This is a genomic window from Faecalibacterium sp. OF03-6AC (assembly GCF_003478175.1).
Taxonomy (GTDB): Bacteria; Bacillota; Clostridia; order Oscillospirales; family Ruminococcaceae; genus Faecalibacterium; species Faecalibacterium taiwanense.
The window spans coordinates 1-9,062 of sequence record NZ_QUEN01000003.1 but is presented as its reverse complement, the minus strand read 5'-3'; the positions used below and the strand labels follow the sequence as shown (position 1 = coordinate 9,062).

9 protein-coding genes are annotated in these 9,062 nt (G+C 51.2%); 5 read left to right on the top strand and 4 right to left on the bottom strand.

What is annotated here, in order from left to right; all coding sequences use genetic code 11:
* The first annotated feature begins 511 nt into the window (after positions 1–511).
* From DXA66_RS03960 to DXA66_RS03945, 4 genes are all read left to right on the top strand, one after another.
* On the top strand, positions 512–1,192 hold the full coding sequence (locus DXA66_RS03960; protein ID WP_118526937.1) for a response regulator transcription factor: 681 nt from the start codon (positions 512–514) through the stop codon (positions 1,190–1,192).
* 9 nt (positions 1,193–1,201) lie between these two features.
* The gene (locus DXA66_RS03955) at positions 1,202–2,239 is read left to right on the top strand and encodes a cell wall metabolism sensor histidine kinase WalK (protein ID WP_118526935.1); all 1,038 of its coding nucleotides are present in this window, start codon (positions 1,202–1,204) and stop codon (positions 2,237–2,239) included.
* A 101-nt stretch (positions 2,240–2,340) separates the two neighbouring features.
* Positions 2,341–3,024 (top strand): ABC transporter ATP-binding protein, encoded by a 684-nt coding sequence (locus DXA66_RS03950; RefSeq protein WP_005942816.1) that lies wholly within the window; start codon positions 2,341–2,343, stop codon positions 3,022–3,024.
* A complete protein-coding gene (locus tag DXA66_RS03945) occupies positions 3,021–5,375 on the top strand; it encodes an FtsX-like permease family protein (RefSeq protein WP_118526933.1) in 2,355 nt (784 codons plus the stop codon). Before DXA66_RS03950 ends, DXA66_RS03945 begins: the two co-directional genes overlap by 4 nt.
* 73 nt (positions 5,376–5,448) lie before the next feature.
* Here DXA66_RS03945 and DXA66_RS03940 read toward each other — a convergent pair whose 3' ends face one another.
* On the bottom strand, positions 5,449–5,697 hold the full coding sequence (locus DXA66_RS03940; protein ID WP_118526931.1) for a DUF6061 family protein: 249 nt from the start codon (positions 5,695–5,697) through the stop codon (positions 5,449–5,451).
* A 574-nt stretch (positions 5,698–6,271) separates the two neighbouring features.
* On the opposite strand from DXA66_RS03940, the gene DXA66_RS03930 reads away from it, so the two are divergent.
* Positions 6,272–6,538, top strand: coding sequence for a DUF6061 family protein (locus DXA66_RS03930; RefSeq protein ID WP_097778407.1), 267 nt, complete (start codon positions 6,272–6,274; stop codon positions 6,536–6,538).
* 163 nt (positions 6,539–6,701) lie between these two features.
* Here DXA66_RS03930 and DXA66_RS03925 read toward each other — a convergent pair whose 3' ends face one another.
* The 3 genes from DXA66_RS03925 to DXA66_RS03915 all read right to left on the bottom strand — a co-directional run.
* Positions 6,702–8,048: an MATE family efflux transporter gene (locus DXA66_RS03925; protein WP_055190629.1), complete on the bottom strand. Its 1,347-nt coding sequence runs from the start codon at positions 8,046–8,048 to the stop codon at positions 6,702–6,704.
* Positions 8,035–8,490 carry a MarR family winged helix-turn-helix transcriptional regulator gene (locus DXA66_RS03920; RefSeq protein ID WP_055190626.1) on the bottom strand — a complete coding sequence of 152 codons (456 nt, stop codon included), beginning with the start codon at positions 8,488–8,490 and terminating at the stop codon, positions 8,035–8,037. The genes DXA66_RS03925 and DXA66_RS03920 overlap by 14 nt, the downstream gene beginning before the upstream one ends.
* A gap of 173 nt (positions 8,491–8,663) precedes the next feature.
* Positions 8,664–9,062: hypothetical protein (locus DXA66_RS03915; protein WP_243089023.1), on the bottom strand; the 399-nt coding region annotated here is incomplete at its 5' end.

Below are 9,062 nucleotides of genomic sequence, written 5' to 3'. Positions count from 1 at the left end.
GGCTTATGTAAGATTCAAGGTACAGTATGAAGAAAGCCGGGCGTAGTGCAGACACTACAACCTGCTTCTTTCAAGCACAAGAATAACACTTTGCGGTTGTGCGGTCAACAACTAAAAACAAATTTTGGAAGATTGAACAACTACATAAGATTTTATTTGTGAAAAAGAAAAATACCGCCCACGCAGCGCAGCGATGATTTTGTCGGGTGAATCGGCGGCAAAATTGATCGGGTGTGTTGCGGGGCGGTAAAAATCTTCATGGGGAATAAATCCTCGCCGCTCTGTACTTTTCTACAAAATTGGTGGGATTTGCGATAAAGGGTATCATGGATTGCAGCGAGCGTCAAGATGGTTTTGCAAATTTTATTGCAGTAAAGCAGTGATAGTAGGACTTATTATTTAACACACGGCAAGAAACAATTTCCGTTTCGCACATTGTAATGTTCGCAGAAAAAACTTATAATGCTTTTAAACCTGTAGGACACACAAAACGCAGAAAAGAGAGGGAATCATGAGAAAACTGTTCCTTTTGGAAGATGATCTGAGCCTGATCAGTGGGCTGACCTTTGCATTCAAGAAACAGGGCTTTGCACTGGATACAGCCCGGACACTGGCAGAAGCCGAGGTGCTGTGGTCAGACAGAAAATATGACCTGCTGGTGCTGGATGTTTCCCTGCCGGATGGCTCTGGCTTCGATTTCTGCCAGAAGGTGCGGCGCACATCCAACGTGCCGATTCTGTTCCTGACCGCTTCGGATGAGGAAATGAATATCATCATGGGACTGGAACTGGGCGGGGATGATTACCTGACCAAGCCGTTCAAGCTGGGTGTCCTGTTGTCGCGGGTCAATGCACTGCTTCGCCGTGCAAATGCGTCCAGCGCAGGAGAACCCGTACTGGAATCGGGCAGCATCACCGTCCGGCTGTTGCAGGGGCAGGCATACAAAAACGGAGTCTTGCTGGAACTGACCGGCGCAGAGTACAAGCTGCTCTGCTTCTTTATGCAGCATCTGAATGCCGTGCTATCCAAGGAACAAATTCTGGATGCACTGTGGGACTGCGATGGGGATTACATTGACAGCAGTGCCTTAACAGTGTATATCCGGCGGCTGCGGATGAAGATTGAGGACGACCCCGGCAAACCGCAGATGCTGCTGACTGTCCGCGGCATGGGCTATAAATGGAATGGGTAAAGGTGCTATATGAAAGTATTCGCAAACCGGGAGATCCGGATTTTGTTCCGGACAGTGCTGGCGGTCTGGGCGGTGGCATTGGCTCTCACGCAGGGCATCGTATGGCATACGACGCATGTATTTTCTTTCGGGTTACTATTGGTTTTTCTGCTTCTGGGCGGCTGCCTCTGGGGCGTTCTTTTCTGCTATTTTCAAAGGCAGAGCGCGCTTCTGGAACAGGCAGTCCAGCAAATCCAAAGCTGTCTGGATGGCAACCCGGATGCACGACTGGACTGCGACCGGGAGGGAGAATTTTACCGTCTGTTTCACTCCGTTAATGCATTGGCGGCAGTTCTGAGCGCACACGCAGACAACGAGCAGCGGGAGAAGCGTTTTTTGAAAAATACCATTGCAGATATTTCGCACCAGCTCAAAACACCGCTGGCAGCGTTGAATATCTACAACGGTCTGCTTCAGGACGAAGCTGTTTCGCCGTCGGAGGTCAAAGAGTTTGCAGACCTGTCCGAACAGGAGTTGGACCGCATCGAAACGCTGGTGCAGAATCTGCTCAAAATCACCCGGCTGGATGCCGGTTCGGTCGTCTTGGAGAAGAAAAACGAAAATGTTGCTGAAATGGTGCAGGATATCGCGCGGCAGTATAACTATCGTGCAGAGCAGGAACAGAAAAAGCTCGTTCTGTCCGGCTCAGAGGTGGTTACACTTTGGTGCGACCGTGACTGGATGCAGGAAGCTGTGGATAATCTTGTAAAGAATGCCCTTGACCACACAAAGAGCGGAGATACGATTCGGGTAGAGTGGAATGCACTGCCGTCCATGGTTCAGATCAAAGTGCGCGACAACGGTAGCGGCATCCACCCGGAAGATTTGTACCATATCTTCAAACGGTTTTATCGCAGCCGCTTTTCACAGGATACACAGGGCATCGGGCTAGGTCTGCCGCTGGCAAAAGCCGTTGTGGAAGCCCATCACGGCACCATTGAAGTAGACAGCGAGCTGGGAAAGGGCACGACCTTTACGCTGAATTTTCCGATTCCTACAAAATTGTAGGCTGAGTGTAGGCTTGCAGTAAGGTTGACGTGTTATCCTTTTCTACACAGACAGAGAAAATCCGTCTGAATCGAAGGAACCTGCAAAGTGAGGGATACACTATGGAACTATTAGAAGTCAACCATCTCTGCAAGACCTACGGCAGCGGAGAAACTGCTGTCCATGCGCTGAAAGATGTCAGCTTTTCCGTGCCGAAAGGCGAATATGTGGCGGTCGTTGGCGAATCCGGCTCTGGCAAAAGCACCCTGCTCAACCTGATTGGCGGACTGGATACGCCGACTTCCGGCAAGGTGCTGATTGATGGCAAGGATGTTTTTGCCATGAAAGACCGGGAGCTGACGATCTTCCGCCGCCGCAATATCGGCTTTATCTTTCAGGCATTCAACCTCATCCCGGAGCTGACCGTAGAACAGAACATCCTGTTCCCGGTGCTGCTGGACTACCAAAAGCCGGACAGGGCATATCTGGAAGAACTGCTGACCGTGCTGAATCTGAAAGACCGTCGGAAGCATCTGCCAAGCCAGCTTTCCGGTGGGCAGCAGCAGCGGGTAGCCATTGGCCGCGCCCTGATGACACGCCCTTCCCTGATTTTGGCGGATGAGCCGACCGGCAACCTGGACACCCAGAACACCAGCGAGGTCATTGCCCTGCTAAAAGAAACATCCCGGAAATACGAGCAGACCATCCTGATGATCACCCACAACCGCAGCATTGCGCAGACGGCAGACCGGGTGTTGCAGGTATCGGACGGCTGCCTGACCGATTTTGGGAGGTGCCGGGAATGAGCAGCACAGAAATGAAAAGCTATCTGAGCCTGATCCCGATTTCTGCCAAGGTACGCAGACGGCAGAACCGCATGACGATTTTGTGCATCGTCCTTGCGGTGTTTCTGGTCACGGCGGTGTTCAGTATGGCAGATATGGCGATTCGGATGGAAACCTCAAACCAGCTGAACAAAAACGGAAACTGGCATATCATGGTAAAGGACATCTCCCCTGAAACAGCCGCAGAGCTTGCCGCACAGGAGGATGTTGCTGCATTTTCGGCGTATAGCGACATCAACGCTTCCCTTACGGAAAACTACTTTGCCGGAGATAAACGTGCCGCACTGGTAGGAGCAGACGATGCGATCCTTCAAATCTTTCCGGGAATGCAGTGTAGCACTGCCCCGGCGGATGGCGAAGTGCTCGTGACAGCAAACATCCGGGATTGGCTGGATGTTACGGTCGGTACAACGATTCCGCTGACGCTCCCGGATGGACAGACCATTTCGCTTACTGTCGCAGGTTTCAATGAGGATACCTCCGATGCGAACCAGTATGATGCTGTTGTGCTGGTGATGAACCGCAGTACATTTTCTCAGATTGCCGCACAGGTAGAAAAATCCTTTGAAACACAGTATTTCATCCAGTTCAAGCCCCGTACCAATTTGCGGCAGTCCATTGTGAACATCGAAAACAAGTACGGAATTTCAGAAGAAAAAATCTCCGAAAATACTTACCTGATGGCGTTGAACGCAAGCAGCAACAACGATTATATTGTAGGCTTATATGCGGTAGCGGCTGTGTTGGCTGGCATGGTCGTCCTTGCCGGAATTTTTATGATCACAGGCAGCATCAACAGCAATGTAGCTCAGCGTACCAGCTATTATGGAATGCTGCGTTGTCTTGGGGCAGGAAAAAATCAGGTTCGGACGCTTGTCCGGCTGGAAGCTCTTTTCTGGTGTAAAACTGCTGTTCCAGCAGGATGTGTGCTGGGAATCGTTTCCACATGGGGATTGTGTGCCTTTCTGCGTGGATTTGTCGGCGATGAATTCAGCTCTTTGCCGGTGTTCGGAATAAGCCCGGTCGGCATTGTTTGCGGAATGGTATTGGGACTAGTCACGGTTTGGTTCGCGGCATCTTCTCCGGCACGGCGGGCGGCAAAAGCTTCTCCAATCACAGCAGCAACCGGGAATGCGGTGGAAAATACAGCGGCTTCTCCGTGTCATGCTCGGTTGTTTGGAAGTCGTGCAGAGCTTTCTTTGGGCGTGAGCCATGCAGCCTCGTCCAAAAAGAACTTGCTTCTGATGACAGGTTCCTTTGCGTTAAGCATTCTCCTGTTTTTGAGCTTTTCGGTTTTGCTTCGATGGGTTGGATTTGCGCTGAATCCGTTGCAGCCCTACGCGCCGGACTTATCGGTGGCTGAAACATCCGGGCAAAATGTCCTTGACCCGGTGCTGGTGGAGCAGCTGGAAGCTCTGCCGGAAGTCAAACACGCATTCGGGCGGATGTATTGCCCGCTCCCGGCGGAATATCAGGGAAAACAGGGGTCCATCGACCTGATTTCATACGATACGATACAGTTTGGCTGGGCGAAAAAAGACCTGATTGGCGGAACCCTTCCGCAGGAGCCGGAGGATGGCACATACCCTGTGCTGACGGTATTCGACAAAAGCAACTCCCTGACCGTGGGTGATACCATCCAGCTGGAGGATGCAAAGCTCACAGTCGTGGGTGTATTGAACGACAGCCCGTTCAGTAGTACCGATTCCCCGATTGTTATCTGCACCGAAGAAACCTTCCATCAGCTGACCGGGCAAAACCGCTATGCGGTGATCGATATTCAACTAAAAGATACCACGGCAGACGCAGCCATTGCACAAATACACACCCTGCTGAGCGACACGTTAAACAAGCAGGTTGTTTTTTCCAACCGAATCGAAGGAAATCGGATGATACAAAGCACCTACTGGGCGTTCCATCTGGTGGTCTATGCGTTTCTCATCGTGATTGCAGGAATCACCATTCTGAACATCGTCAACAGCATTTCCATGAGCGTGTCGGCACGAATGAAGCAGTATGGCATCCTGCGTGCCATCGGGATGGATGATGCACAGCTGAAACGCATGATCTCTGCCGAAGCTGGCACCTATGCGGTGTCCGGTCTTGTGGTGGGCATTGCGCTGGGTCTTGTGCTGAATCGGAAGCTGTATATCCTGCTCATCACCCATTATTTCGGTGCAGCGTGGCAGATGCCGTGGGGCTGTCTTGCCGTGATTGTCGTAGTCGTGCTGGCGGCTGTGGTGCTGGCAGTATATAACCCGGTCAGGCGAATCCTCATGCAGCCCATTACTGCAACCATCAGTGAATTATAAACCAGAACAACAGATGCCCACCAGCTTATGGCGAAAACCATAGGTCGGTGGGCATCGTGTTCTTTATAGGGGCTTAATCTTCCAGTCTGCCGTGGTCACAGCCAAGCGACAGATAACGTTCCATCCTTCCACCCAGCACCATCTGTGCATACTCCAAGGGCTTATTATACAGCAGCCAGTCCAGCTCTGCCCGCTGTGCCGGGGTGTTGCCGTACTCATCCTCGACGGCGATGCAGTCGATGGCAAGAGTGGTGCCATCCTCAAACCGGGCTTCCACTTGGTTGGTGTCCATGTTATAGCGGCAGGTAAGCAATTTATTCATGGTGAACCTCATTTCTATATCAAACGGTGTCTGTTCGGATGTCCTAAACCCTGCCATAGAACCGGTGTCTCATGTAAGATTGTTGTTTGGATAAAACTGGAAGATTTTGCACAATAAATACCGTTGAAATCCAGCTTTTGGGGCTGTGCGAAACAGCCTGTTTTGCCGGGCTGATTTTGGCTCTGCACACTTTTGCACATTTTCTGCACATCGCAAGGATGGATAACAGGTGCAAAGACGTGCAAGCAATGCAAAGGATGCAACAGAATAACAACGACAAAATAACGGTGATTCGATTAAAATGACGCTTTAACGTCAAATGATGAAATGGACAAAATGTGCCATTCGGTTCCTACGAATCAGTAGGCCGGGGGTTCGAGTCCCTTCCATCGCACCAAACCATGAAAATCCGAACCTTTTCTCGATAGGAGAAGGGTTCGGATTTTTTGTTTTCTTCGGAAATGAAAATTCAGGCTCTTCCCTGACGGCCGTGTGTCCGAAACCTTATCAAAAGAAAGACCGTATCACGAAGGTCACAACTGTAAAGGTGCCGTAAGGTAGAAAGGACACGAGTATGAAGTACGATGAAAGAACCTGCAAATTCAACATGGACACCGGCTGCGTGGAGCTGCTGCTCCGGGATGGAAGAAAAATTTCCATCGACTGCACCGGGGTCGAGGATGCGTTGGATGTGACCATGGCGCAGAGGTCGGAGTTGGATTACCTCATCTACAATGATCCGCTGAGCTACGCGGATTTGATTCTGAATGGTAACCCGGAGGAATATTTGAAGAATGTGGTCGGAGGTCATGGATCAGAGGATTTATCGTTTAGAGATTAACTCGATATAAGGAACAAGCCCACAGGTCTGCCGTATTTTTATGCGGTCTATCCTGTGGGCTTGTTTGCTATTATCGACTCATGATTGAATTTGAAATTTCAAGCACGACCGTATCATGTTTATAGGTGGTAACAACCATCGGCAGGCCTCCAGCCTTCAAAACTTATGCAGACGTTTGATTTTCGTATCGTTTAAGCCAGAGGAAAAAGCAGATGTTTAATAAGATGCCCACTGCGGTGGAGGTGGGTGCGGACAGACCGATCATCGTCAGGCTGGCGTTGGGCTGGATACTCATAATATACGCCATGGGGAGACGCACCAGCAGAGTCTGCACCAGCCCCTGTACCATGACCCAGAGGGTTTTGTCGTTGCCATTGAAGTAACCTACCATGCTGAACAGGATGGCAGTGGCGATGGTCTCGGGCGCAAAGCCCTTGAGGTAGGCGTAGCCGTTGGCAATAACCGCGGCATCTGCCGTAAACAGACCGGAGAGAACGTCACCCTTGCACCACACCAGTGCAAATACGACGCAGCCGAACACCAGACCGATGCCAATGCCGGTGAGCATGGACTGCTCGGCGCGTTTTTTATTGCCAGCACCCACGTTCTGGGACACAAAGGATGCCATGGACTGCATCAGAGAACTGGGGATCAGCATGGCAAAATTAACGATCTTGCACGCCACACCGTAGCCGGAAGATGCCTCCAGCCCCAACCGGTTGACGAAGGCGCAGAGCGCCAGAAAGGAAAGCTGGGTCAAAAACTCCTGCAAAGCCAGCGGCAGACCGATGCCCAGAAATTTTTTGCACTGGGGGTTCGGCTTGAAATCAGAGCGATGGATTTTGAAGGGCAGCTCCTTCTTCAGCAGCATTGCGATTGCACAGATTACGCTGACGGCTTGTGCTGCTACCGTAGCAATGGCGGCACCGGCAGCATCCAGATGAAAACCAGCCACCAGCACCAGATCGCCAATAACATTCACAATGCACGCCACCAGCACAAAGATCAGCGGAGAGCGGCTGTCGCCCAGACCGCGGAAAAGAGCCGAGAGCATATTATAGGCTACAATAAAGAAGATGCCGCTGCCGCAAATGCGCACATAGCTGGCGGTCAGGTCCAGGGCTTCGGCAGGAGCCTGCATCAGACTGGAAATAAGCCGTGCAAAAAACACCAGCACCACGAACAGTGCAGCTGCCAGAAGGGTGAACACAACAGCTGCCCCGCCAATGACTTGCCCGATGTACTGCGGTCGTTTTTCGCCCAGATAGCGGGCAATGAGCACTGTGACACCCATGGCAAGCTGGGTGACAACAAAGGTGACGAGGTTGAGTACCTGACTACCGGTGGAAACCGCAGACAAGCCTGAAGTGGAGCCAAAGCGCCCCACTACCAGAAGATCTACTGCGCCGTAAGCGGCCTGCAGCACCAGCGCACCCAGAATGGGCAGCATGAAAAAGGCGAGCTTTGGCAAAATGCGGCCTTGGGTAAAATCGGTCTTATCGTTTTTCAAGAGAATCTTTCCTTTCGCACATAATAGCATAGAATTTTTCCAGCGTTTGGATGGTGCACGCTGCATCCTCCTCGGAAATGCCGTCCAGATACGGGAGCAGTTGCGAGAAGTAGTCCGTATTGTACTTCTGGGAAAGCGCTTGCCCGCTCTCGGTGAGGAACAGATAGGTCACGCGGCCATCTTCAGCGGACACCTGTTTTCTCAGATACCCTTTGTGCTCCATCTCTTTTACGGTACGGGTCACACCGGGGCGGGGCAGATTCAGCGCATCGCTGAGATCAGAGATCTTCGGCCAGATGCCACGGGTCTGCAATTTCTGAATAACATCCAGACACTGGATATAGGAGGATGTCACACCCTCCGGCAGGGCAGGCAGCATCTCCCGTGCCCGCTTTGCCAGATAGCAGGCATCCAGCAGCTGCTTGATCAGTTCGATGGTCATAATGAAATTCCTCTCCAAACGATTATCGAAGGTAATTAACATTGATAATTATATAGAACTACCCGGGAATGTCAAGTCTTTTTGAAAAATCGGAGATGTCGGCAGCTTTGAGGCATCTGCTTCCGGCATACCATTCTAGAGGGTGTTTGAGCGAATACAGTCTGAACCATGGATTAGAAGATTAAATACAAAACAAAAACAGGGTGCGTCCCTGAATAGGACGCACCCTGCCAGCGTAATTCACGATTTGATTCGTTGGCAACAACCGTGAATTGCATATCGCAATCAGGTCGTTGAGAATTGCTCTGCTTGTAAAACTTGCGATTAAAGCCACAGATAACAGCGATATGTACAACAGGGCGTTCCCCGTCGGGAACGCTCTGTTTCTCTTTGCTGGCGGCGTGATGAACTTGTTCCGCCTGCCACGCGGCAAACTCCCGCTGCCCTTCCTCGCTGTTCCAGCAGGCAAGGATGGCTGGGTAGAATGCCCGTGCCAGACGGTCGATGACTTCATCGGGATAAGGGGAAGTATTTGTGGACTTTTTCTTTTTGTTCAAACGCACGCTCCTTTG